Here is a 25,036-nt window from a genome sequence, read left to right as displayed (position 1 = left end):
CCGGCAGCCATGCGACGCAAAGGACAGCAACCCAATCTTCAAAGACAACTGATTGCGCTGGTGGCAGGACTGTGCCTCACGATCATCCTGACGGTGTGTTTCATGGTCGCCGTGGTGCAGGTGCAGTCGGCAATCACTGCCTATACCTGGGGCGAAAGCGTCTGGTCCCGAGCGCAGATCGATACTGTCCACCACCTCAACCGGTTTTCCGAATCTGGTGATTTTTCGCACCTTGCGAAGGCGAGGCAGGCGCTGGCGGTTCCCATCGGCGATCTGCACGCCCGCGTCGCCATCACCTCCGATACGCTCGATTGGCAACGTGCCAAGCATGGTTTTCTCCAAGGGGGCAACCATGAAGAAGACCTGACCCGCATGATTCTGCTGATCCGTCTTTTTTCGTGGCTTGATCAACTGGAGCGGGCGTTAACCGCCTGGGAGGGCGCCGATGACCTGCTGTTTGAACTGGATCAGATCGGCAACGCGATGGAACGAGAGTGGTTGGCGGCACCTCCGGATCGCGAGCAACTGCAGGCCCTGCGAGACAAGCTCGCGATTGTTGACCAGCAACTGCAGGTGAATGCCCGGGAATTCCGCCTTTCCATGGGAGACGCCTCGCGTTGGGCCGCCAGCTTCCTGTCTGTTGTCAGTGCATTGTTCCTGACTCTTGTGGCGCTGCTGTCCTGGTTCCTGGGATTCCGGCTGGTGAGACTGCTCAATCGAACCGAGCAGAACTTCCGCTCGATCTTCGAGCAGTCCGCCATCGGTATCATCCAGATTGATACCGAGGGCCGAATCGTTAATGCCAATCAGGCGACCTGCGACATCCTTGGCTACCGGCCCGATGACCTTGTGCATCGCCCCTATCGGGAGCTGGTCCATCCGGAAGACTGGGACGTTGCCCGGGAAGAACGACGGGATATCAGCTTCGGTAACATCGACAGCTATACGACCGAGCATCGCATTGTTCGAAAAGACAATGACTTCTTGTGGGCCAGGCTCACCGTATCCCGCGTGTGGGATGTGCCCAGCGCTTCAGCGTACTTCACAACGGTTATGGAAGACATTTCCGAGTCTCACCGTCTGTCGACGGAATTGAGCTACATGGCGACCCATGACAGCCTGACCGGCCTGATAAACCGAAGAGCCTTTGAGCAGCAGCTTGCCAGCCATCTCGGGCACGTCCGCAACGGAGGAAAGCAACACGCCCTCTGCTACATCGACCTGGACCAGTTCAAGCTGGCGAACGACACGTCGGGCCATGACGCGGGCGACCAACTTCTGCGCCAGGTATCCGACATCATTTCAAAGAATCTACGCGAAGCGGACATCCTGGCCAGACTGGGCGGCGACGAGTTCGGTATCATTCTTCAGAACTGCGACCTCGACACCGCCCATCATGTGGCTGAAAAGGTGCGGGCCTCTCTCGACCACCTGGTGTTCTCCTGGCAGCAAACCAGCCACACCATCAGTTGCAGTATTGGCGTGGTGCCTATAACCGCAGAAAGCGCGGGCATCAGCGCCCTGATGAAAGCCGCCGACATTGCCTGTTACACCGCCAAAGACAGCGGCCGCAACCGCGTGTGCGTGATGTCGATGGACGACAAGCAGATGGCCTCCCAGCAGGGCGAGATGGAATGGCACAACCGCATTCAGACCGCGCTTCAGGACAACCGCTTTTTCCTTGAATGCCAGATAATTGCCCCGCCCACGGGCCGGGGCAAGGGGTTGCGATACGAGGTGCTGATTCGCATGCGCTCACAGGATGGTTCGGTGGTGCCTCCCAGTGCTTTCCTGCCCCCTGCGGAGCGCTATGGCATGGCATCGAGAATCGACCGCTGGGTTATCGAGAATGTACTCGAAAAACTGTCCGCCGCCCCAGAACACCTTGGTGCCTTGGAAGCCTGCCACATCAACCTGTCTGGTCGCTCGTTCGATCAAACAGACTTCGCGGATTTTGTGGTTGGCAGGTTCCACCATTACGGGGTTCCAGCGAACAAGATCTGCTTCGAAATCACCGAAACTGCCGCCGTCCATAACCTGCTGGAAGTTCAGGCCTTCATGAAACGCCTGAGCGACATGGGGTGCAGCTTTGCCCTGGACGACTTCGGTTCAGGGTTGTCGTCGTTTGGTTACCTGCGCCGGTTGCCAGTTACCTGCCTGAAGATCGACGGGATGTTTGTTCGCGATATCGTCACCAGCAAAACAGACCTTGCAATGGTCAGGGCCATTCATGACATTGGCCGAACCATGGACATGATCACGGTGGCCGAGTACGTCGAGTCCGAGGATGCAGCGTCGTTACTCAAGGAGATCGGCGTGGATCTTCTCCAGGGCTTCTGGATCCATCGGCCTTCCTCACTGGATGACATCCTCGGCACGGAACCCAGCCGTCTCTCGGAAAAGGTGACGCATCTGAAGCTCCATACAAGGTAGCGGTTTCCGAGGCCCCACGGGATATCATTTGACTCGGCGAAACAGCACGTAATTTCCCAGGATGGCCAGTAGGGCACCCAATACGGCGGTTGTTGTCCATTCAAAGCCTTCCAGCCAGGTCGATACACTCAGGGCAACCACCGGAAACAGCACCGTTGCATAGCCAGCCCGGTCGGCACCGAGGGTCTGGATCACAGTGATGTAGCAATAAAACGCAATAATGGAGCCGGGTACCGCCAGGAAAACCGTTGCGCCCCAGAAGGTCGCGGAGGTTGGCACCACCCACTCCACTCCCTGCAACAGACACCAGACGCCGAGGATCACAGCGCCGTAAACCATGGCCCAGGCATTCGCCACCAACAAGGGGATTTGCGCCAGCCGAACCTTGATACTCACCAGGTTCCCCATGGAAAACCAGAACGTGCCGGCAGCCGCAAACAGGATGCTGGCACCGGTGGCGTTACCAAGCTGCAAATCATGCCAGAACAGCAGCGCCACGCCTGTAATCCCTAACGCCACAGCGGGATACAGACGGGCGGTGGGCTTCAACCGCAACCATAGCCAGCCATTCAAGGCATTGAACAGCGCCGCCAGTGAAAACACCACCGCCAGCAAACCACTGGTCATGGACTCGGCAGCACGGTATATGAGCAGGAAGTTCACGCTGTACAGCGTCAGCCCCTGCAAAAAAAGCCAGCCATGCTGCTTGAGCGTCAACGTCTGCAGGCGCCCAAGCAATGCAAGCACCACCAGAGCCACAACAGAAGCCATCAAAAAACGATAGAACACCGAAACATCCACCGGCGCAGACTCAACCTGCAGGCGAATGGCCGTCCAGGTCAGGCCCCAGATCAGTACCGTCAAACCGTAGTGCATGGAAATCGGCATAATAGTCATTCCCTTTAATAAGTGACGCATTGATGTATCTAGTGGCCGATCTTATGACAGCGCGAAGGGGAAAACTTGTCAGATCCTGCGCAACCATGGATGATTCTTGCGGAGGCCCGATATGCAGACCAGCTCACCCCAGATACCCGATTCAACGAAGAATCCCCACAGGGAACGCCGCGACATTGTGGACGCGCTGCGAGCCGCTGGCGTGGCGCCTCAAAAGCTCATGGAGCTGGACCAGGGCCGCGCCCTCGCACAGTGGCAGAACCGCAAGGGCGAGGTGCGTTACGAGCGACCGCGCCATCACGCCCTGAGCATTTACATTAACGAGGGCGACAAAGCGAGGCGGGTGGTAAACGGACGGGCCGTGAGCCAGGGCTTTCCGGGGGCTGTTTGCCTGTTTCCCGCCGGCAGTCAATCCACCTGGCAGATCGACGGCCAATTCGAATTCTTCCACCTCTACTTCAATGACCTGGACATCGCCCGCTGCGCAGAACAGACCTGGGACTGCGAGCCTGACCGGGTTGAACTCAGTGAGCGATACCACACGCAGGACCCGGTTCTGGCCCAGGCGGGCCAGTTACTGGCACTGAGTGATTGGCTCGCCCCCGGTCAGTCCATGGCGATGGATCACCTGGCCCAGTGGCTGTTACTACAGGTGGTTAGTCGTCACTCGAACGTACAGCAGGCAACTCCCTCTGTTACCGGACAACTCTCACTGCGTTACCGCCGATTGCTACAGGAACGTATTCACGCGCAGTTGGACCGGACGTTGACCCTCGCGGACATGGCGGGCTGGGTTAATCTGAGCCCTTACCATTTTGCCCGCCTGTTCCGGGCGACCTTTGGCTGCGCACCCTATCAATACGTTCAGGAACAACGCCTGACCCGGGCCCGGGACCTACTCCGCCAACCGGGAAGTAAAATCACTGCCATCGCCCTCAACTGCGGTTTCAACGACGCCAGCCAGTTCAGCCGGGCATTCAAGGCGAGGTTCGGAGAGACACCTTCCGTCTACCGTGCCCGGACAAACGCCCGGTAGAACGTCAGCATTACCTGCCACTTTCACTACATTGCCAAAATGTAAAGAAGAGGAATCCAGCATGCCACGCTGGATTCCTCTTCAATATCATGCCGCACTCCGTAAATACCGTAACCATACATGTGGAGTGGGTTCATGAAAGGAAAATTCGGGCTGACAATGGCCCTGATGTTAACGGCAGGTTGTACGACTGCCGCAGAAGAACTGCGGATCTACACAGAGCAATACCCTCCTTATAACATGACCACCAATGGTCAGCCATTTGCCCACTCAGAAGCAGACATCACGGGTCTTTGTACCGATGTCGTGAAGGCGCTTCTGGGTAAAGCCGAGCTGGATTACAGCATTAAACTCCGGGACCTCAGCTATGGCCTCAACCGGGCCGAACGGCATCCTGACCACGCCATCTACTGTGTATCCAAAACAGAGGATCGAGCGCCTTTTTTCGACTGGGTGGGGCCACTGTCCTCCATCGAATGGACACTGTTCGCCAAACCCGGTTCGTCCATTGAACTGAACACCCTGAACGATGCCCACAGCTATCAGATCGGTGGGTACAAGGGCGACGTCATGACCAACTTTTTGATCGACAAGGGCTTTGACGTTTCCGCAATCAGCAACAACGGCCTGAATGCGCGCCGCCTGGTCCAGGATCAGATTGACCTCTGGGTAGCTGACGGTCTGGCTGGCCCATACCTGGCTGCTGATGCGTCCGATGTAACCGGGCTCGAGCGCGTTCTGGTGTTCCGTGAAACGCCAATGTATCTCGCCGTCCACAAGGACACCGCCCCCGAGATCCTGCAGGCTCTGAACAAAAGTTACCAGGCACTGGTTGAGTCCGGCGAAAAGGAGACCATTTCCCGCTCCTACGGATTCTGAGCGCACCGCAAGAGCGCCCTTCCTGCCTCCCAACGCCGACGTGACCAACGCTCACGTCGGCGCCTCCCGAAACCTAACGTTTTGTAATGTTTTCCGCCTGGATGGACAAAAAAACCGCGACTAGTCTTGCGGTAGGCATCGATGGAAGTAGTGATGCCCGGGCGCCTGTTTAACATCCATTCAGGCCTCCCCGCGCTGAAAGTCCGCCACAAGCGGACCTAACAACAAACTCCCAGGATTGGAGAATCACAATGAAAATCAGCACCGCAAGCCGCACCATGGCTTTAGGATCCCTTTTCTTTGCAATAACCGCACACGCCTCGCCAGGCCAGAAATCCACCGGCGATTTACTCAACGATTTCTGGAGCCCGGATCGAATCAGTCCGTTTGAGTGTCGCTTTGGCATTCTCAATAGCACGCCATTTGGTCTGCCCCGCTGCATGCAGGCAAGCAACATCCAATACCACCTGGACCGGTTATACGGCATTGCCGAAGCCAATGATGGCAATCGCGCTGCCGGCTTACCTGGATACCAGGCGACGGTCGATTACGTTAAAACCACACTGGAGAGTGCGGGCTATGACGTGACCATCCAGCAGTTTCCTTTCAATGCCTTCTACCCGACCGGAGACGGCATTCTGCAGGCCACGGCACCCACTCCGACCGACTATGTCTGGGAAGAGGACTTTACCTACCTGTCCCAGACGGAGCCGGGCGATGTGACGGGCATGGCCGTTGCCGTTGACGTTCAACTCGGCCCCGACAATACCTCCACCAGTGGCTGTGAACCCGAGGACTTTACCGACTTCCCCGCTGGATCGGTCGCCGTCATCCAACGGGGAGCCTGCGCCTTCGGGCAGAAAGCAACCAACGCGGCCAATGCTGGCGCCGCGGGTGTGGTGATCTTCAACCAGGGCAACACGGAAGACCGCAAAGGCCTGATCAACGCCACGCTCGGCGATGACTACGCCGGGGGAGTTCCCGTCGTGTTCACCACCTACGACATTGGCGCTGGCTGGGTTGAGCAGCAGGACCTCCAGCTCAGAGTCGTAACCAACGTGGTGAGAGAGCAAACCGAAACCTCCAACGTGATTGCCGAAACCAATCGGGGCAACCCTGACAACGTCGTGATGACGGGCGCTCACCTGGATTCAGTGTTTGAAGGGGCTGGTATCAACGACAATGGCTCCGGCAGCGCTGCGCTTCTTGAACTGGCCCTGCAAATGAAACGGGCTCACCCCCGTAATCAGGTCCGCTTTGCCTGGTGGGGTGCGGAAGAGGCCGGCCTGGTTGGCTCAACGTTCTACGTCAACAGCCTTTCCCAGGAAGAGAAGGACAAGATCAAGGTCTACCTGAACTACGACATGATTGGTTCGCCCAACTTCGGCAACTTTATCTACGATGGCGATGGTTCTGACTTCGATCTGGCAGGTCCTCCGGGATCAGCCGCCACGGAGGCGCTGTTCGAGAAGTACTTCAACCTGCGTGAAATCGCCTCAGAGGGCACGCAAATCAGCTTCCGCTCAGACTACGCGCAGTTCTTCGAGGACGGCATTGCGTTTGGCGGGCTGTTTACCGGTGCGGAAGTGCTGAAAACCGAAGAGCAGGCGGCCAAGTTCGGTGGCGAGGCTGGCGTTGCTTTCGACCCCTGTTATCACTCAGCCTGTGACGACATCACCAACGTCGACGAGCTCGCTCTTGAGATCAACGGCGATGCTGCCGCCTTCGTGACCAGTTGGCTGTCACTCTCAACGCGAGTGATTGACGAGGAAATTGCTGCCGCGGAAGAAGCAGAACCGGCCGCTGGCGCCCGCACACTGCAAGTGGAGCAGAAGCACGACATCACCCATTGGGGCGACAAGTGGATCAAGTGACATGACTGTCGCTTAGAATCGCGAACGACCCCGCAACAAGACCTGCACCTGGTCAACGCTGTCATCTCCCGCCAGCGGGAAGGCGAAGTCCAGGTGCAGCATTCGCTGTACTTCGATCCGGCTTGAGGCCAGCCTCAGGCCGAATCCCACATCCGTCAGTACGCCGTCATCGGGTCCGCTATTGCGACCATCATCAAACCAGGCTCTGCCTACATCGGTGAAAATCACACCCCCCATGCGAAACAGCTCGAAAGGGTGCCAGTCCGGGAAGTAACGGCGCTCCAGTGTCCACAGCGCTCTTCTGTTGCCCTGCTGGTAGTTGCTCGGATAACCACGAAGGCCGTTGTCACCGCCAATAAGAAGCTGTTGATCCACGGTCAAATTGTGCGCTGCCGTGAACGACAGGTTGGTGTACCAACTGTTCCAGTCCACTGCCCCGCCATGAAAGTACTCCAGGCTCAGGGTTCCGATAAGATTCTCGAAACGGTGCTGGTCAAATCGCCAGGTGCCGCTCTGACTGAACCCGTAGCTGGCGTAGTTGGTGTCAGTGGCCAGCAAAGCATCCCGGAAGTCCATATTCAGTACGGCGCGGTCTTCCGTCGCTCCAAGTCCCGGCGAGGAGTACCCCAGCTCGGTACGCCACACGAAGCCGTCCCGCACGTCCTCGACCCGTTGCAGACGAGTCAGGTTTGTCATTTCCCGGAAGCGGTTCTCACGGTAGTCAAACCCGACCCATGGGTAGCTCAGTGTCCGATCATCGGGCAGAAGGTCCAGATTGGTTTCATCCGGTAAGCGCTCAAACGCCCGGGCATCGTAGCGAAAACCGGCAAGCAGTCTTAACTGGCTGCCATTGCGTTCTGCCAGTCGCCAGCCGACATCAACACTGGCAAAATCGCGGTCCTGCCGATAGTCCGCAATTGCCTCCGCCCCCACATAGCGGGATTGTTCGCGAATGTCATCCTCACCACTCAGGCCAAATCGCCACTCCGCCAGCTCACTGTAGAATGGACGCTCAAGGTAGGCACTGCGACCGCGCCCATCACTGCGCTTATCGTAGGAAAGGCCTGCCTGCCAATGGGAGCCAAGCACGTTCGGATCATCGAAATCGACACTGGTCTCGCTGCGGTCGGCATCTTTTTTGTGGGAGATCCCCACGCTCTTGCCGGAACCCAGGAAATTCGGATCAGAAAGGCCGGTGTTGGTTTTATTCTCGCCTCCCGTCCTGGAAGCACCAACGCTCGGCAGTAACGTCCAGGTGTCACGTGCAAGGACAGTGACTTCCAGCTCATTCCCGCAAACGCGGGTAACACCGATCCACGCGGCCGTCAGGTACTCACTCTGCCGCAATATACGTTCGGATTCGTCCAGCGTACCCGGTTGGTAAACGTCACCTTCGTCGAACACCAACTGGGCACGCAGGGCCGATTTCCAGGTCGGGGTATTTAGGGCGTTCAGCGTGCGATAAAGAAAGTTGTCCTGTTCCGGATCGGTGGTATCGAAGATCGGGCGCCGAATAATGTTTATTCGGCCGATTCTGGCACCTGCCGGAATATCCAAGTCGCTCTGGCGAGCCAGTTGATCCCGGGGCTGGTCAAGATCAATGGCGTCCGGCTGGATTTCGCTGACAATACAATTGTCGGTGTCAATTTGCGCCCAAGCGATCTGACTGAAAGAGAGAGTCCCGGCAATAAAGAGGGCTCGGCTTTGGAGCCGGAGGACACTATCGAGGCATTGAGTACGGGTCATCGTCTGGCCACAGAACACGGAAACTCACTATGGTGTTGATGTTACCCCACTATAGTGCCGATTCAGGTGTTCGTCCGGGATACTCGCATAAAACACCGTCCATACGTCCTGTACGTCATTGGTTAAAAGCTTATTCAACCAATCCGGACTGCGGGACAAGGCAGTTCATCGCGCTGAGGGCGACATCTCGGAACACCTGTTCCGAGGCGATCACACTCGGAAAACGATCATAAACCGCACGTCGGCAGGCCGATGTACGGGTCTCCCCTTCACTGACGCACGTCGAATGAGCCCCGGAGTCCGAATCCTGTCCAGTCGCGTCCTCACACAACACGGGGAGTTGGCGAACGACCCAGTCCATGGCTACGCTAAGTTCGACTGGATTATCCGCAAGGTTGGCAAAACGGCGGGCATCCACGGGTTGCGGGCGCTCCCGGGTCTGCTCCCAAAGTACGAACAACAGGGCTGCGGAAACCAATACGACCGTGACTTTTGGAAACTTCATGGGGCCTTCTCAATCCGGTAAAACAGGCTCCGGATGATAAACGCTTGAGGCTGCCCTGTCCCGGTTTGCGCAACTATACTGTCTGGAATTTCTCAACGGAGCATGGGTAAATGGCAACACTGATCGTTGGTCTGGTTTTATTTCTTGGCGTGCACTCTCTGTCCATCGTCAACGAACCGCTGCGCAATCGCCTGCACAACTCCCTTGGCGAAGGGGCGTTCAAGGGGCTTTACTCGCTGGCCGCATTGGTCGGTCTGGTTCTGATCGTTTGGGGGTATGGCAACGCCCGCCTCGACCCGACCGTCATTTACACATCTCCAGGCTGGCTCCGGCACCTGGCCATGTTCCTTCTGATTCCGGTCTTTCCCCTACTGCTGGCCACCTATTTCCCGGGCAAGATCAAGGCAAAACTTGGGCACCCCATGCTCGTCGCGGTCAAGCTCTGGGCTTTGGCTCACATACTCGCGAACGGGATGCTGCACGACCTGTTGCTGTTCGGCTCTTTCCTGGCCTGGGCCGTGGTGGATCGGATCTCCTTGAAACGCAGAACCCAGCGGCCGATTGCGACCCTGCCGGCCAGCAAAGCGAACGATGCCATAGCGGTTGTTGGTGGCCTCGCGGTTTATGCGGTGCTGGTAATGTGGGCTCACCAATGGCTCTTCGGGGTGGCGCCAGTGTGACACCCTAAACACGCAACTCTGGCAGGTGGCTGGCCAAATGCCCTAGTTTGTCCGGGTTGCGCACGACATAGACCGACTGGATACGGCCATCCACCACATCCAGTGTCGTGATCTGTGGCAGCCCATCCTGTTCGATGGTCAACCATCCCGGTAGCCCATTCACGAAAACGGCTTTAACCCACCGAGGGCTGGGCGATGCAGACTTGCGCGCCACGCCTTCAAAGAACCGGCTGATCCTGTCGGCACCAAGAATCAGGCGCCGCGCTGCAATCCTCTTTCCCCCACCATCGGTATGCAGTATGGCGTTCTCACTCAGCAGCGCCTTCAACGTTGCCACATCGCCACTGCGGGCGGCGTCGAAGAATCGATCGGTCAACTGATTATGCTCGCTTGAACTCACCTCATAGCGCGGGCGCTCAGCCTGCACACGTTTCCGGGCGCGGCTTGCGAGTTGGCGGCAACTGGCTTCACTGCGTTCCAGGCTCACAGCGACCTGGCTGAAATCCAGCCCAAATACATCGTGCAACAGGAATGCAGCACGTTCCAGGGGAGACAACCGCTCCAGCGCCAGCATCAGGGCAAAGGACACATCACTGGCAAGCGCCTCGGCGCCTGCCGGAGTGTCCTGACTTTCGACTATAGGTTCCGGCAGCCAGGGACCATCATAGACCTCCCGCTGCCGATGAGCGGCGCGAAGGCGATCAAGACAAAGCCGGCTGGTGACCGTGGTCAGGTAGGCCCGCACATCATCGACTGACAGGTGATCGGCATGGTGCCAACGCAGGTATGCATCCTGCACCACATCCTCTGCCTCCGTCACCGAACCCAGCATGCGGTACGCGACGCCTGTCAGGTATCGGCGCCAGTGATCAAACTGATGCGCGGGCTGTTCATTCATGGCAATTGGTTCCCGGCGTACTTGGTTACAGTTTACGGTCATTCGGGTGAACCGCCCGAAAGCCTACGCTGATCCGGTTCCAGACGTTGATCGCACCGATCAGCAACGTCAGGTCGACGAACTCCTTCTCGGTGAAATGCGCTCGCCCCTGCTCGTAATCCTGACTGGGTGCACCGGTGTCAGCCACGTTCGTCAGTGCTTCGGTCCAGGCCAGGGCAGCCCGTTCACGAGGTGTGTAGAGCCCGGACTCACGCCAAGCGGACAGCAGGTAGAGCCGTGCTTCACTTTCACCGGCTTTGCGGGCATCGCTGGTGTGCATGTGCAGGCAATAGGCGCAACCGTTAATCTGGGATGCCCGGGTTTTCACCAAGTGGATGAGGCTGTGTTCCAGCCCACAACTGCCAACGTACTCCTCCAGCCGGGTCATTGCGGCGATGGCATCCGGGGAGGCCTTGTAGGCATTCAATCGCGTTTCCATTATCTTACTCCTCTGCATGGGGGGACACGAGGTGGCATCATGTCCACGTAGGTTCTACAGAGGTAGACGGGGCAGCCCTGATGTTTGTGACATACAGAGACTAATTTTTAGCAGACCCTTGATAAACGGTGGTAAAACGGGACCATGGCACAACCCTACTTTCTCGGCTGCCCCCAGTGGCAACATCCCGACTGGACCAGCCGACTCCCTCCCGGTCAGAGCCCGCTGGCGCGTTACAGCAGTGCCCTCAATTGCGTGGAGGGCAACACCACTTTTTACGCCACGCCCAGCCAGGAACAGTGCCGACAGTGGCGGTCACAGGTGCCCGATGACTTTCGTTTTCTGTTGAAGTTTCCACGCCTGATCACCCATGACCGTCTACTGAGTGGCGCTGGCCGCGAAGTATCTGACTTTCTTGAGATAATTGCGCCACTCAACGATGTGCTTGGCCCCATTCTTCTGCAACTTCCCGCCAGTTTCGGGCCAGAGCGTCTGGAAAACCTCTGGCGATTTATGGATGCCCTGCCCCCGACCCTGACCTGCACCGTTGAGGTTCGCCACAGTGCGTTCTTTGACAAGGGAGAGGCCGAGAAAGCCCTGAATCGTGGCTTGAGAGAACGCCGCATTGCACGGGTGTGCATGGACAGCCGGGCACTCTTTGCCGCGACGCCGGATAACGAGGAAACACGCGATGCACAGCGCAAAAAGCCGCGAGTACCAGTGCATCTGCTCCCTGTGGATGCAGCGCCGGTGATCCGCTTTGTCGGCCATCCCGACCTGGAGGCCAACCGTCCGTTTCTCGCACCCTGGGTTGAGCGCGCAGCTGCGTGGATCGAGGAAGGGAAACGTCCCTATATTTTCATGCACATGCCGAACAAGGGCGATGCCCTTTCCCTGGCGGCGCTCTGGAATGAGTTACTGCGTGAACGGGCACCCATGGTTGATGCCCTGGACCTCGACGAGACCCAGCCCCAGATGGGGCTATTCTGACTCAGAGCAACTGCTGGTCATAGGCGTACTTGGTCAGCTCCGCCGTGGTATTCAAATCCAGCTTGGACTTAATGTTTTGCCGATGGGTTTCCACCGTTCTCACGCTGATGTTGAGCTCATTGGAGATGGCTTTACTGCTAAGCCCTTTGGCCACTCTGGAAAGAATGGCCTCCTCGCGGCGAGTAAGTTTGCTCTCCACCGGCTCCATTGTTTCCCCATGACGAAACAACGTCTCGGTCGCTGCCCGGCAGATGTAGGTGGCGCCATCAGCCACGGTACGAATGGCGCTCACCATTTCCTCAACCGATACGTCCTTCAGGATGTAACCCTTGGCGCCATGAAACATCAGCTGTGAAATGTATTCCCGGTTGTCGTGCATGCTGAGGATAAGCACTTTCAGATCGGGATAGCGCTCCTGGAAAATTTTCGTTGTTTCAATCCCGTTCATGTTCGGCATGCTGACATCCATCATGATCACGTCCGGCTTCAGGTCTTTGACCCGTTCCAGGGCCTCCAGCCCATCGGTTGCCTGGCCGACGACGTCGATGCCCTTTTCCTGTTCCAGCCGCGCCCTGATACCTTCCAGGACAAGGATATGGTCATCGACCAGCATGACCTTCACTACAGATTCTGATGTGCTCATAGGACCGTTACCGTCAGGTTTACTAGACCGCCAGGCTTATCCTTATTCTTTCGACTATGCCTGGTATTGTTTGAACGAAGCCATTATCCGGGTTCCGTTTCCTGGCCGCGGAGACACCTCAAACTCCCCACCCAAAAACTCCACACGCTCGCGCATATTACGCAACCCGATGCCTCGTCTGGCGTATGCATCTTTCTCGGCAATGCCCACGCCGTTGTCGGAAATGCACAGAAAGAGTCCCTCCGCATCCTCTTCCAGGCTCAGCGCCAACCGGGTGGCCTGGGCGTGTTTCTCAACGTTCGACAAGGCCTCCTGAACAATACGATACAGCGTTGTAGCTACTTCCTCGGAAATATCCTCCTGCGGTGGCTGGATATCTATGTCCATAACGATCCCGCTACGTTCGCGGAAGTCATCCAGCAACTGGTTGAGCGCCGCCAACAACCCCAGGTCATCCAGTACGCTGGGGCGCAGATCATGGGAAATACGCCGTACTTCCTGTATCGCACGGTTTAAAACCTCTCCGCCTTTCACCAGTGACTCCTGGGCGACGGAGTCACCCTCTGGAATATGGGTCATGGCCGTCTCCAACCGATATTTCACAGACACCAGCAGTTGGTTGATGCCATCATGCAATTCCCTCGATACTCGGCGGCGTTCTTCTTCCTGATGTTGCACGGTCTTGTGGCTCAGCTCTTTCAGATTCTGGTCCGCCAAGCGATGTTCGTGCACATTAAACAGAACCCCCGCAGACACCACAACACCGATTGATACCATCAACGCCAACAGAATGGCCCACAGGGTCTGTTTAACGTTAGCGTCCACGCCCGCTTCGATGGCCCGCATCTCAGCGGCAATATCATCGATATACAATCCCGTACCAAACATCCATTGCCAGTCTTCAATCTGTTCAACGTAGCCAACTTTATCCACTTCCTTGCCGGTGGAAGGCTGCTGCCACAGATACTGGTAATACCCTCCGCCATTGTCAGCAATCCGTATCAGATTCTGGATCAGATAGTTCCCGCTACTGTCCTGGAAATCGTACATATCCCGCCCGACCAGGGCCGGCTGTGCTGCGTGGACCAGGTTCAATCCGTCATGGGTGTAGGCATAGAAATAGCCGTCGTCACTGAATGAGGCCTCCTGCATCAGAGCCATAACCTTGTCGCGGGCTTCATCATCATTGGCCGCGTTCTGACGGACAAATTCGATAGCGGTGCGCATTATGGAAACGTAGTCTTTCAACGCTGTTTCCTTGGACCGCCGCAGGTTCTGCTCAAAAATCTGCAGTTCGCGTTCCATGAGTATGTCGCCCTGGTGCAAGGTCACCGCGGAGAAAATACCGGTCACCACCAGCAGGGGAACCAGGGCAAGCAGTATCAATTTTGTTCTTAACGACATGACCGTCACATTGTCCTTTATAAGCACACGCCATCTAGGCATCGGTTGCGAGACTCCATCAGTCTAACCCAAACCGTAAAAAAGAGCGGGCCTGGAAAAGAGTCTCCCAAGGCCCGCCAAACCTCCAGTCAAGGTACTTCAGCCAGATCGAAACATGCCCTCAGCGTCATTAATAAAAGCCTCCAGAACTCGCTCAGGAGGATGACATACCAAAGAACGCGGGGAAGATCAGGATCGCGATCAGCACCATTATCTGCAGCAGTATGAATGGCGCCACACCGCGATAGATGTCGGTGGTTTTAACCTCGGGTGGTGATACTCCTTTCAGGTAGAAAAGACTGAACCCGAAGGGCGGCGTCAGGAAGCTTGTTTGCAGGTTCATCGCGATCAGGATGGCGAACCAGAGCATATTGATACCCATCAGTTCAGCGATGGGCGCCAAAATAGGTACGATGATGAAGGAGATTTCAACAAAGTCGATGAAGAAACCCAAAACCAGAATAATGAGCATGGTCAGGATCAGGAAGCCCCATTTCTCACCCGGCAGTTGCAGCATCCACTCCTCCAGCAGGTAGTCGCCACCGGTGTAACTGAACACCATGGAGAAGGCGGTTGCCCCTACCAGAATGGCGAAGACCATGGCCGTCACCTTGACCGTATCCCGAGAGCTTTCCCACATCATCCGCCAGGAAAACTGGCGATAGGCCACGGCCAGAACCAGCGCGCCGACGGCACCCAGGGCTGAAGATTCGGTCGGCGTTGCGATACCGGTAAAGATCGAGCCCAGTACCACAACAATCAATGCCAGCGGCGGTATGATCGCCATCAGGGCTTTGCCGATTTCCTGTGCCCGGCTGTCATCGCTATCCCGCGGCATCGCTGGCGCCGTTCCCGGCGATCGCCAACTGACGAACAGGATATACCCGATGTAGAGCCCCACAAGCACCACACCGGGGATCACCGCGGCCTTGAAAAGGTCCCCTACAGGCAAGCCGAGCACGTCACCGAGGATGATAAGGATGATGGATGGCGGCACAATTTGCCCCAGGGTGCCTGAGGCACAAATGGTGCCGCAGGCAAGCTTTTTGTCATAGCCATTCGCCAGCATGACCGGGAGCGAAATCAACCCCATGGCCACGACACTGGCACCCACCACTCCAGTGGAGGCGGCCAGTAAAGCACCGACCACGATGGTGGATATCGCCAGTCCCCCGGGCAATCCACCAAACAGTCGCCCCATGGACTCCAGCAATTGCTCCGCCAATCGGGTGCGCTGCAACACGATGCCCATATAAATGAACAGCGGTATCGCCATTAACACCGTGTTCTGCATAATGCTCATAATGCGGAATGGCATGAAGGCAAACAGTTGCGGCCCCTCTGCAATCAGGCCAAAAATCAACGCAACGCCGCCGAACGTAAACGCAACAGGAAAGCCCCACAGCAGCATGAAGAGGCAGACCCCAAACATTATCATCCCGATCATGCCAGACCTCCTGCACCGGTTTGCTCGTCGTAGGCGGATTCTTTGACAAGAACCCTGAGAGCGAAGGTCGCCATGCCCACGCTGGCAACCGCCAGCCAGAATGAAGAAAACGGAATCAGCCCTTTAACAATAAAGCGGTAGGGCAAACCTCCCGGATCTCCGCTGCCTTCCCCCATGTGATAGGCATCAAGCATGTATCCCCAACCCAGCCAGGCGATCATGGCGGCAATCGGAAGCGCAAAAAAAAGGGCCCCAACAAGATTGACCCAAGCCTTGAAAGCTTCACTGCGGCCGGCATAGAGAACGTCCACTCGCACGTGACCATCCGTCCTCATGGCGTAAGGAATGCCCATCAGAAAGACGACGGCGTACAAGTGCCACTCCAATTCCTGCATCCCAATGGATACCTCATTGAAGGCATACCGAGCCACCACATCGTAGAAAACGTTCAGCATCATCAGGACAAATGCCACGCTTGCGACCCAGCCACACGCTCGAGATACAGCGCCTAACCCATCATCCACAGCAATTAACCAACGCATTACAACTCCTCTTGCCGAAGCGGGGACTCCGGACCAATCGGGATTAAATAGGACTCATGAAAACACCCGAATGCCGACGCTTCTTGCGAAGCGCCAAGCATCCGGCCAATGGCGGGAAACTTACTCTTCCAGTTCGGCCATGGTGTTCAGGTAGGCGCGCTCGGAGATGTCGATGTAAGCACGTGTTTTGTCCAGATAGGCCTGCTGTGACTTGATAATGCGCTGACCTTGCTCGTTATCCCTGGAATACGCTTCCAGGACCTTTTCGTTAGCCGCGACCATGGCTTTGAAGATATCGTCCGGGAAGGTTTTGACCTTGACGTTCGGGTACTCGTCACGAATGGATGCCCAAGCTTGTGCATTGGCATGCACGGATTGGGTCAGCATGTCGTAGGATGCCGTACGCATAGAGACACGCAGAACTTCCTGCAGATCCGCCGGCAGGTCCTCCCAGACATCCTTGTTGATCAGGAACTGCAACTCGGTGGCGGGTTCATGCCAGCCGGTGTAGTAATAGTCAGCAATCTGCTGAAAACCCAGACGCAGGTCCAGGGCCGGGCCTACCCACTCAACCGCATCGATGGTGTTGCGCTCCAGGGCGGTGTAAAGCTCTCCTGGCGGGATGTTGGTAGGATTAACGCCAACTTCGGCAAAGACTTCGCCAGCAAACCCGGGGATTCGCATTTTCAGCCCGTCGAGGTCTTCCAGGGTTTTGATTTCTTTGCGGAACCAGCCGCCCATCTGGTTGCCCGTATTACCGCCCGGGAACGACAGCATGTTATGGGGCTCGTACACTTCCTGCATCAGCTCCATACCGCCACCGTGGTAGAACCACGCCCATTGCTCCTGAGCGTTCATACCAAACGGCATACTGGTGAAGTAAAGGGTGTTGGGCACTTTGCCCTTCCAATAATAAGACGCTGAATGGCCCATATCGTATTGGCCCGCTTTGACCATATCAAAGACGCCAAAAGGCGCTTTGTGGCGGTTGGCGGAATCGATCCGGATCTTGAGCCGGCCGTTGGACATTTTTTCGGCCATTTCCGCCATGTTCTTGGTGGCATCACCGAAAATCGGGAAGTTCGGCCCCCAGGTTTCTGCGAGTCGGAGGGTGTAGCTCTTATCAGCAGCGTGGGCAAAGGACGTGAACAGCACGGAGAACACCACTGCGGCGGTCGCAGCAGCTTTCAAGAAGTTTTTCATGATCTTGTTCCTGTTGTGTTTGTTGTATTAGAACGATGCTCGGGTCGTCATTCGCGACTTATGGTCACGATTTGAGCGAGAACTAACAATCCGTAGGAATGACCAAACCAATACGCAGTGATTACTTAGAGCGCCGCAGAAAAACTACGCATTAATACTTAGAGGTATATCCAACTCCTGCCCACCGTTTAAATTTGTAATCGCTAATAGTCCGGCCGCGCCCAAGCAAATGTCCCGGCTGCCGGGTCGATTGCATAAACTGTATAAATAACAGCGAACTAAGGAACCAAAATCGCCCCGAGACCATGTAACGCTCAGTCTCACCGTGTATCGCTTTGTAAGCGCCAACTTCCTGACGATTCTCACCCGAAAAACCCTGAACCAGACCGCATATAACCGAAAAATGCCGCTGTAAGATTCGTCCGAACTCGTCAATAAATTGGTGCGAAACAATGTCAACTTGCGGCAATAATTTAACGAAGCATGGACTGCTGACTCTATCTTTAGCGGTTCTGCTTTCGGGCTGCGGTCTCGACATGACGTCCTCAGACAACGCCACGACACCACAGTCAGAAGCGTCAACCACTCCGGCGGCTGAAACGGTTGAGCTTGCCGGCGCCGCCATGAAAGGCGTTATTCAACAAGGCCTGGTGACCGCCACTCGCCTGATATCCGACAAAGACGGCTACTATGCTCCACAGCGACAGGCCGCAAAACCGGTTTTGACAGCAAACGACGGTAGTTATGTGTGGCAATTGCGAGGAAAGGCGGACAGCTGGGCTTTGGTAGAACTTACCGCTGACAGTAATACCCGCATGACTTGCGACGTCGTTCCCCAATGCGAACGCAGCGGCGCCGAGCCGGTTGCCTTTGGCGACACCATGATGCTGGACGATAGTTTCAGTCTGCGCGGAGCCGGTGATCTTCGCATGGAGACCGTCAACCTCACGCCGCTGACCCATTTGGCCGTGGCGCTGGCTGAGCGTAACGAGAATGGGCTCTCCCCCGATGCACTCTCTGGGGCCTATGAAAGGGTTGAAAGCTGGTTTGGCCTGGCAGCAGGCTCCTTGCGCCTCGACCCGCCAGACCTGACTCGCCTGGACGAGTTTAACGGCGTGTCTGCCGATGCCCTGCAGGTCGCCGTTGCCAATGCGGCTTTCCTTGCCCTGGTCAACAACAACGCCCAATGGAACAACATTTCCGATGTCCTGAACAACGTGGCAACCCAGATTCTCGAAACCGGCCAGATCAGCCTGATGGGCGACGGCGAAAACATCGCTCTGGCCGATCTCGTGTCTGCCGCGGCAGTGCAGGCCTCTGAGCTGCAGGCCGAGGTGGACTCGAGCGTCATCAGCCAAAGACTCGTGGTGGCCGAATACCGCTACGTACAACGCTTCAAGACCATTGCAGAGGTATACGGCGAAGACGACACAAGCGTTGTCGATACACCAGAGCCCGATACCAGTGACGACAACAGCACTGGAGATACTGTCGCCGACAACGGAACGGACAACGACACCAGCGAACCGCCGGCCCCCGAGCCAAGCCCCGAGGACACCGTTCCGGCCAACGCAGCCCTGCTAAGCTGGACCGCGCCGCTCACCAGAGAAAATGGAGACAGTCTCGCAATGGGCGAAATTGCCGGCTTTGAGGTGGTTTACGGCAACAGCGAGGACAGCCTGGACCAAAGCCTGGCCGTTGGCGACGCCTCTATCGACGAGTTGCTGGTGGACGAGCTCACCGAAGGCACCTGGTACTTCGCTATCCGCACCCTGGATACGGATGGCAACCGCAGCCGGTTGTCAGAGGTGGTCTACAAGCAGATATAATGCAGCGTAGACTTATCCTCTTTCCTGGCATTCAGGTCACAACTGCTCCGGCCGCGGTGGACTGCCCACCCTCACTTCGCTGAGTTTCTCCTGGGCCAGGCCGCGGAACAGGGCAAACATCATGGCGAATACGAGGATGAACATCGGCAGGCCAACCACGGTGATCACTTCCTGCAACGCGGTCAGCCCGGCATCACCGGCAAGTACGATCAGCATCGCTGCCAGCATGCCTTCAGACACACCCCAGAAAACGCGTTGATGCCAGGGGCCTGGGTCCGGAGAGCCCGTGCATAACATATCGACCACCAGGGAAGCGGAGTCCGATGAGGTCGCGAAGAAGATGGCGACAATCACAACCGCCAAGCCCTGAATCAACGTAGCCCCCGGGAAGTTTTCGAAGAACGCGAACATGGCCAGGGGAACACTCTCCCCTACGGCTTGTGACAACACCCCCGCCTGTTCGCCCAGCGCCTCCCTGGCCTCCGTCCCAATGCCATCGATCTGCATTGCTGACCAGCCGAAAATGGCGAACCAGATCAGGGTGAAGATTGATGGCGCGAACAGGACCCCGAGCACGAATTCACGGATGGTCCGCCCCCGTGAAATCCGCGCCACGAAGATGCCGATAAAGGGCGACCAGGTCACCGTCCAGGCCCAGTAGAATACCGTCCAGCTGCCCTGCCATCCCCAGCCGCCATCGTCGCCGGTATAGCTTGCAAGTGTGTCGTTCCAGAAGGCCATGGGCAGCAGGTTCGATATGTAGAGGCCGAACGTCTCAACCACGGCTCGCAGAAGGAAAACCGTCGAACCGGTGAAGAGCACGAATACCATCAGGCCAACGGCCATACCGATATTGATGTTGGACAACCGCTTCACACCAGAGTCCAGCCCGGCGACGATCGACCCCACAGCGACGGCCGTCAGGATGGCAATGATCAGCACCTTGGTGATTACCGCATCCGGAATACCAAACAACTCCGTCAGCCCGGCGTTGATCTGCTGCGTGCCCAGCCCGATTGACACCGCCACACCGAACAGCGTGCCGAGGATTGCGAACACGTCGAGAGTCTTGCCGAGAGGCCCGTATATGCGGTCGCCGATCAACGGATAGAACACCGAACTGAAGCGCATCGGCAGGTCGTAACGATAGATAAAATACGCAAAGGCAAGCCCCGGCATGGTGAAGATCGCCCAGGTGTGCAGCCCCAGGTGGTAGATAGCGAAGCTCATGGCATCGTCGGCGGCTTCGACCGAATAGGGCTCGACATTCGGCCTCGGCGGGGAAGAAAAGTGCGAGATGGGCTCGGCCACGCCCCAGAACATCAGCACGGTACCGATGCCGCCGGCAAACAGCATGGTGAACCAGGAAATATTACTGTAGGCCGGTTTCGCGTCGTTGCCGCCCAGCCGGATGGCGCCGAATCGGCTGAGCGCAACCCACAAGAGGAACGCTACCCAACTCGTCACCCCGAAAATGAAAAACCAACCCAGGTTGGTAACAATCCATTCACGCCCCGCTCCGAAGGCCTCTCCGATTGGGCCGGGCGCAATCAGGAGCACGACCAGAAACAGGATCATGATCCCAGCGGACGTGAAAAAGATGGTCGGGTTGGTCCTGAGACCCAACTTTTTTGCGAGAGCTTCCATGACGATTCCTCCCCGAGTCTTTCCGACAACATAGGAGCTAATCGAACGGCACGCCAAATTGTGGGCGAGATTTCATGTTTCTGAAGGCAAATGGCTATCGCCAGAGAACGCTGAAATCCCGGTTGATTACTACTGGGACTTGCTCGAATAGACGCTCAAGGCCGTCACTGTGACCAGGATGAGCCCCATGCCGAGGAACTGGACGCCGCCCAAGCTCTCATTGAGCAATAAAATGCCGAAGAGCGTAGCGGTAACAGGTTCGACCATCGCTACAACGGCAGCGACGGTTGGTACGGTGTGCTTGAGACCCACGATATAGCTTATAAAAGACACGCCACCACCGAGCACCCCCAGCGCAATGAACATCGGCCATTCCGGTGCACCCAGCACAGCAATGACCTGCACAAGGCTGGCTGGCCAGATCAGAACAATACCGAGCACGGCAAACGCGATCACCAGAGCAGCCTGAGGGCTGCCGTTCCTGGCAGCAAACTTGAAGCCGAAAATAAACAATGCATAGGACAACCCCGAAAGCAGGCCGGCAACCACGCCAACCCACGTAATACTGCTACCGCCAACGTCATAGATACCCGTGAGTAGAGCGATGCCGACAATAACGATGACAATGGCCACGCATTTGAACGGCGTCGGCTGCTCCAGCCCGATGGCAAAGGAAACCAGAAACACGAACACCGGGGCGCAATACATGAGGGTCGCCGCGACGGCAACGCTGCCCTCGGAGATACTGAGGAAATAGAAGGAGAAGTTGCCCGCCACGCCAAGGCCGGCCACCGCCGCCCAGAACCAGAGCCGCGGCTTGGCCAATCCGCTGTTCCCAGGACGTAGAATCAGCCAGACAAGTACAAACAGCAGGCCGACAATCCCCCGGTAGAACGAGACTACGAACGAGCCCCACCCTTCTGCGAGCAGGATGGCGCCGATACCACCCGAAAGCCCCCAGAAAAGGGCTGCAAGCGCTACAAGCATTGCACTTCTTAGCGCGCGGTCACCGGATTGTTCTGGCGTGTGATCAGTCAGAATACTCTCCCGCCCGGCCAAACGATTGCTGGTAGACACGGTTCATTCAGGGTGACTACGGAAACTGGGCACCGTCAATACGTTGGAGCCGCAAGCCGACCTGATGTTCGCCGCAGCAATCCCGGGCGCTGCCCACTACGCAAACAGGGCAAAAATTACGGCAATCCCCAAAGAAACCAGCAACGACATTGGAATAGTCAAAGCGATCTCCTGCGACGGCCCTTGATAGCGCACCGACAGTACGTAGCTCATTACCGCCACCGGCATCGCACACTGAATCAGGAAAACCTGCGCTTCCATGGCGCTCAACGGCCAAATCAGCAACAGCACCCACGCAAGGGCTAGACCACCCAATGGCCGATACAGACTGAACACGAGAGGCCTTAGCATATCCCGCGCGCCTGACAGCCGCAGGTTGGCAATAGAGCTGCCCAATTGCATTAGCATTATCGGTACGGTAATCGAGCCCAGCATATCCAGCGTTATCATCACCGGTCCAGGCGGGCGAATGTTTGTCGCCAACAGAAAAGCACCTGCGATCAATGCCAGGACGGGCCCGTTCTTCAGCATTGCCCTGATGGAAAACCGCCCGGACAGGCAGCCGATTCCCAACGTAAAATGACTGACCTGAATCACCGAGGAAATCACCACCGCCAGCCCAAGCGACTGCGGACCAAACAGCGCAAAGCACACCGGAATCCCCATATTGCCCGTATTCGGGTGCACCAACGCCGGAAGATAGGACCTCACCGGCAGGCCAGCTAGCGTAAGCAACAGTGCAGTGACCATCGCCATGACGACCAGCCAGGCCACGGTAATGCCTACAAGGGCACCCATTCCTAAAATGCCCATATCCATGCTCAATACGGAGTGGAGCAGCAACGCGGGGATTCCAACGGTGGTAACCAGGCCAGCCAATGCCTTGCCGTCAAAAAAATCGGTTTTTCGGCCAAGAATGGCCCCGAGGAGTATCAAAGACAGCAGAGGGACAAGGGCTTCTGTGAGATGCTGAATCATAGTGAATAAAGAGAGGTCATGGTTTCAGGCTAAAGGGAACGGGGTTTGGCACTTTCAATACTCGGGTATAACTTCAACGCGAGATCATAAATAATGATGCCATATAGACTACCATTAAGCCCCAATATCCCGGGGTAAAGGTAGCTCCGCGAAAACCGATACCTGGCCGTATTGCTGATAAGCCAATCTGCCACCGCCTTTGCCGTGGCAGGTTATAGAAAAGTACCTGAGGGCAGGTTAACCTGTAACCTATTGAATCTATGTTTTACTACTTTGGCTTTGGCTCCAACATGAGCATGCTCTCGCTGAGAGCGAAGGGTGTCGAGCCTCGGGCATCTACGAAAGCGGTGCTGCACGGATGGCAGTTGCGCTTCAACGTGCAGCACTTCTTCCGCCATGAGGGTGGTGTTGGCAACATCGAAAACACCGGCCACCCGGACGACCGGGTTCTCGGCGTGCTCCATGAATGCCCGGACGAGGCGCTTTCTCTGTTAGATCAGGCCGAAGCTTACGGGCATGGCTATAACCGCATAGAGATCGAGGTAGAGCCGGATAACCCTAGCGCGGCAATGGCCCCGAAGGTCTCTGCTCTCACCTATGTGGGCATGCCCCAATTTATCGACAACGACTGCCGACCAAGCCGTCGTTACCTGAACATCGTTCTGGAGGGAGGCCGCCAGGCCGGACTGGATGGCAAATACCTGGAGTCACTGGCCAATCAGCCCATTCATCAACTTGATGAGTACCCAACGTTCGCGGCACCACCCGGAGACTACCCAACATTTGACCGGGCGTTGCTGGCAAAACAGCCGCTGTACACAGCCCTCTACGGGGCCGTGTTTGATATGTCCGAGGCGAGGCCTCTGCACCACTTCCTCAAAGGCTTTTTTGGAGGCAGGGACATGACGCTTTTTCACCTCAGACGGCTGGACAGCAGCAAGGTTGATGAAACCATGGACGATATCCGGAACGGACGCCTCAACAAGGCCCAGAAGCGATACCTCAACGCCTATCTGAACGAATACGCCAGAGAGTATCGCTACGTCGGCCGCTATAACTATGATAAAGACTGAGGAGTTCTCATGCCGTCTTTCCCGCCAGCCCTGGCACACAATGCCATCGAAGAGATCCTGCCGGATCTGTTTTTTGTCAGTGGTGCCATGGAAACCGTCCTTATGGACCTGGATTGGCAATTCAGCCGCAACATGACCATCGTCCGTGACGGTGAACGGCTGATCCTTATCAATACGGTCCGCCTTGATGATGACGGCCTGGCGGAACTGGACCGACTGGGAAAAGTAACCGACGTGATTCGGCTTGGCGCTCTGCATGGGCGTGACGATGCGTTCTATGTTGACCGTTACCAGGCGCAGTACTGGGTGATGCCAGGTCTGGAACCGGAGGACCAAAGCGGGTCTGAAAGAGAGGCAAACGTCCTCGGCCAGACGCTGCCCCTGAGTGACGCATCGCTATTTCAGTTCCAAACTACCAAACTTCCTGAAGGCGTACTCCACCTCCAGCGGGATGGCGGCATCCTGATAGCCTGTGACGCCCTGCAGAACTGGCTGAAACCCGACGAGCACTTCTGCGACGCCTCGCGACAGCGAATGGAGCAGATGGGCTTCTTCACACCCGCCAACATTGGCCCAGTCTGGCTGCAGGCGGCGGAACCTGCTGCCGAGGATTTTAACCGGCTCAAAACACTGAACTTCAAACACGTTCTCTGTGGCCATGGCCACCCCCTACTGGACAACGCCAAAGAGGACTTCAGCGCCACCTTCGATCGAGTGTTCCATTGCCAGGCGTGATCC

The 25,036-nt window shown here is 56.8% G+C and carries 22 protein-coding genes; 9 read left to right on the top strand and 13 right to left on the bottom strand.

Going from position 1 to position 25,036, the window contains the following annotated elements; translation table 11 throughout:
* Nucleotides 1-9 precede the first annotated feature (9 nt).
* Nucleotides 10-2,433, top strand: a complete 2,424-nt coding sequence (locus AXW11_RS01715; RefSeq protein WP_091640831.1) for a putative bifunctional diguanylate cyclase/phosphodiesterase — start codon at nt 10-12, stop codon at nt 2,431-2,433.
* Between the two features lie 24 nt (nt 2,434-2,457).
* Here AXW11_RS01715 and AXW11_RS01710 read toward each other — a convergent pair whose 3' ends face one another.
* Nucleotides 2,458-3,321 (bottom strand): DMT family transporter, encoded by an 864-nt coding sequence (locus tag AXW11_RS01710; RefSeq protein WP_036209353.1) that lies wholly within the window; start codon nt 3,319-3,321, stop codon nt 2,458-2,460.
* A gap of 121 nt (nt 3,322-3,442) precedes the next feature.
* Here AXW11_RS01710 and AXW11_RS01705 point away from each other — a divergent pair, with 121 nt between their 5' ends.
* The 3 genes from AXW11_RS01705 (at nt 3,443) to AXW11_RS01695 (ending at nt 7,119) form a co-directional block, all read left to right on the top strand.
* Complete coding sequence (locus AXW11_RS01705) at nt 3,443-4,366, top strand: helix-turn-helix domain-containing protein (protein WP_041334166.1); 924 nt, start codon at nt 3,443-3,445, stop codon at nt 4,364-4,366.
* 135 nt (nt 4,367-4,501) lie between these two features.
* The gene (locus AXW11_RS01700) at nt 4,502-5,245 is read left to right on the top strand and encodes a substrate-binding periplasmic protein (RefSeq protein WP_051947020.1); all 744 of its coding nucleotides are present in this window, start codon (nt 4,502-4,504) and stop codon (nt 5,243-5,245) included.
* 251 nt (nt 5,246-5,496) lie between these two features.
* A complete protein-coding gene (locus tag AXW11_RS01695; protein WP_041334163.1) occupies nt 5,497-7,119 on the top strand; it encodes a M28 family metallopeptidase in 1,623 nt (540 codons plus the stop codon).
* Nucleotides 7,120-7,131: 12 nt separating this feature from the next.
* Here the strand turns inward: AXW11_RS01695 and AXW11_RS01690 are convergent, their stop codons facing one another.
* Both AXW11_RS01690 and AXW11_RS01685 read right to left on the bottom strand, forming a co-directional pair.
* A complete protein-coding gene (locus AXW11_RS01690; protein WP_041334160.1) occupies nt 7,132-8,865 on the bottom strand; it encodes a BamA/TamA family outer membrane protein in 1,734 nt (577 codons plus the stop codon).
* A gap of 130 nt (nt 8,866-8,995) precedes the next feature.
* On the bottom strand, nt 8,996-9,370 hold the full coding sequence (locus AXW11_RS01685; RefSeq protein WP_091640828.1) for a hypothetical protein: 375 nt from the start codon (nt 9,368-9,370) through the stop codon (nt 8,996-8,998).
* Nucleotides 9,371-9,480: 110 nt separating this feature from the next.
* On the opposite strand from AXW11_RS01685, the gene AXW11_RS01680 reads away from it, so the two are divergent.
* Nucleotides 9,481-10,050, top strand: a complete 570-nt coding sequence (locus AXW11_RS01680; RefSeq protein ID WP_041334158.1) for an NnrU family protein — start codon at nt 9,481-9,483, stop codon at nt 10,048-10,050.
* Nucleotides 10,051-10,054: 4 nt separating this feature from the next.
* Here AXW11_RS01680 and AXW11_RS01675 read toward each other — a convergent pair whose 3' ends face one another.
* Nucleotides 10,055-10,948: a sigma-70 family RNA polymerase sigma factor gene (locus tag AXW11_RS01675; RefSeq protein ID WP_091640825.1), complete on the bottom strand. Its 894-nt coding sequence runs from the start codon at nt 10,946-10,948 to the stop codon at nt 10,055-10,057.
* Nucleotides 10,949-10,973: 25 nt separating this feature from the next.
* Nucleotides 10,974-11,426, bottom strand: coding sequence for a carboxymuconolactone decarboxylase family protein (locus AXW11_RS01670; protein ID WP_007152678.1), 453 nt, complete (start codon nt 11,424-11,426; stop codon nt 10,974-10,976).
* 144 nt (nt 11,427-11,570) lie between these two features.
* Here AXW11_RS01670 and AXW11_RS01665 point away from each other — a divergent pair, with 144 nt between their 5' ends.
* Nucleotides 11,571-12,416: a DUF72 domain-containing protein gene (locus AXW11_RS01665; protein ID WP_040474317.1), complete on the top strand. Its 846-nt coding sequence runs from the start codon at nt 11,571-11,573 to the stop codon at nt 12,414-12,416.
* A 1-nt stretch (nt 12,417) separates the two neighbouring features.
* Here AXW11_RS01665 and AXW11_RS01660 read toward each other — a convergent pair whose 3' ends face one another.
* The 5 genes from AXW11_RS01660 to AXW11_RS01640 all read right to left on the bottom strand — a co-directional run bounded on the left by AXW11_RS01660 (nt 12,418) and on the right by AXW11_RS01640 (nt 17,694).
* The gene (locus AXW11_RS01660) at nt 12,418-13,059 is read right to left on the bottom strand and encodes a response regulator transcription factor (protein WP_041334154.1); all 642 of its coding nucleotides are present in this window, start codon (nt 13,057-13,059) and stop codon (nt 12,418-12,420) included.
* Between the two features lie 54 nt (nt 13,060-13,113).
* Nucleotides 13,114-14,463, bottom strand: coding sequence for a cache domain-containing protein (locus AXW11_RS01655; protein ID WP_041334152.1), 1,350 nt, complete (start codon nt 14,461-14,463; stop codon nt 13,114-13,116).
* Nucleotides 14,464-14,656: 193 nt separating this feature from the next.
* Nucleotides 14,657-15,949, bottom strand: a complete 1,293-nt coding sequence (locus AXW11_RS01650) for a TRAP transporter large permease (RefSeq protein WP_075196986.1) — start codon at nt 15,947-15,949, stop codon at nt 14,657-14,659.
* Entirely contained in the window at nt 15,946-16,491 is a 546-nt protein-coding gene (locus AXW11_RS01645) for a TRAP transporter small permease subunit (RefSeq protein ID WP_007152683.1), read from the bottom strand. Before AXW11_RS01645 ends, AXW11_RS01650 begins: the two co-directional genes overlap by 4 nt.
* 120 nt (nt 16,492-16,611) lie before the next feature.
* Nucleotides 16,612-17,694 (bottom strand): TRAP transporter substrate-binding protein, encoded by a 1,083-nt coding sequence (locus AXW11_RS01640; protein WP_007152684.1) that lies wholly within the window; start codon nt 17,692-17,694, stop codon nt 16,612-16,614.
* 536 nt (nt 17,695-18,230) lie between these two features.
* On the opposite strand from AXW11_RS01640, the gene AXW11_RS01635 reads away from it, so the two are divergent.
* The gene (locus tag AXW11_RS01635; RefSeq protein ID WP_091640819.1) at nt 18,231-19,523 is read left to right on the top strand and encodes a hypothetical protein; all 1,293 of its coding nucleotides are present in this window, start codon (nt 18,231-18,233) and stop codon (nt 19,521-19,523) included.
* A 36-nt stretch (nt 19,524-19,559) separates the two neighbouring features.
* Here AXW11_RS01635 and AXW11_RS01630 read toward each other — a convergent pair whose 3' ends face one another.
* The 3 genes from AXW11_RS01630 to AXW11_RS01620 all read right to left on the bottom strand — a co-directional run bounded on the left by AXW11_RS01630 (nt 19,560) and on the right by AXW11_RS01620 (nt 23,225).
* The gene (locus AXW11_RS01630) at nt 19,560-21,170 is read right to left on the bottom strand and encodes a BCCT family transporter (protein WP_091640816.1); all 1,611 of its coding nucleotides are present in this window, start codon (nt 21,168-21,170) and stop codon (nt 19,560-19,562) included.
* A 129-nt stretch (nt 21,171-21,299) separates the two neighbouring features.
* A complete protein-coding gene (locus tag AXW11_RS01625) occupies nt 21,300-22,157 on the bottom strand; it encodes an EamA family transporter (protein WP_041334148.1) in 858 nt (285 codons plus the stop codon).
* Nucleotides 22,158-22,343: 186 nt separating this feature from the next.
* Nucleotides 22,344-23,225, bottom strand: coding sequence for an AEC family transporter (locus tag AXW11_RS01620; RefSeq protein ID WP_041334147.1), 882 nt, complete (start codon nt 23,223-23,225; stop codon nt 22,344-22,346).
* A 260-nt stretch (nt 23,226-23,485) separates the two neighbouring features.
* Here AXW11_RS01620 and AXW11_RS01615 point away from each other — a divergent pair, with 260 nt between their 5' ends.
* Nucleotides 23,486-24,298 carry a gamma-glutamylcyclotransferase family protein gene (locus AXW11_RS01615; protein WP_091640812.1) on the top strand — a complete coding sequence of 271 codons (813 nt, stop codon included), beginning with the start codon at nt 23,486-23,488 and terminating at the stop codon, nt 24,296-24,298.
* A gap of 9 nt (nt 24,299-24,307) precedes the next feature.
* A complete protein-coding gene (locus tag AXW11_RS01610) occupies nt 24,308-25,033 on the top strand; it encodes a hypothetical protein (RefSeq protein WP_041334144.1) in 726 nt (241 codons plus the stop codon).
* Nucleotides 25,034-25,036: the final 3 nt, after the last annotated feature.

It is taken from the genome of Marinobacter sp. Hex_13 (assembly GCF_001566815.1).
Taxonomy (GTDB): Bacteria; Pseudomonadota; Gammaproteobacteria; order Pseudomonadales; family Oleiphilaceae; genus Marinobacter; species Marinobacter salarius.
Note: the sequence above shows the minus strand (reverse complement) of the source record. Positions and strands in the feature narration are given on the sequence as shown.